Below are 321 nucleotides of genomic sequence, written 5' to 3' on the forward strand. Positions count from 1 at the left end.
CCAGCTTCTTCCGTTGGTTCTTCCAACTGTTCAAGTTTCTTACCTTCATCTGCTCCTTCTTGCTTCGGCGTTTCTTCTACTTGTTCGGGTTTCTTTTCTCCAGCTTCTTCTTTTGCTTCTTCCAACTGTTCAAGTTTCTTGTCTCCATCTATTCCTTCTTGCTTCGGCGTTTCTTCTACTTGTTCGGGTTTCTTTTCTCCAGTTTCTTCTGTTGCTTCTTCCAACTGTTCAAGTTTCTTGTCTCCATCTATTCCTTCTTGCTTCGGCTTTTCTTCTACTTGTTCTAGTTTCTTTTCTCCAACTTCTTCCGCCTGATCAAAT

At 41.7% G+C, this 321-nt stretch carries 1 pseudogene; it reads right to left on the bottom strand.

Annotated features, from left to right (window positions below):
• A pseudogene (locus BAQ44_RS30775) lies at positions 1-321 on the bottom strand (hypothetical protein); the annotation flags it as partial.

This window comes from Bacillus mobilis (assembly GCF_001884045.1).
GTDB classification, from domain to species: domain Bacteria; phylum Bacillota; class Bacilli; order Bacillales; family Bacillaceae_G; genus Bacillus_A; species Bacillus_A mobilis.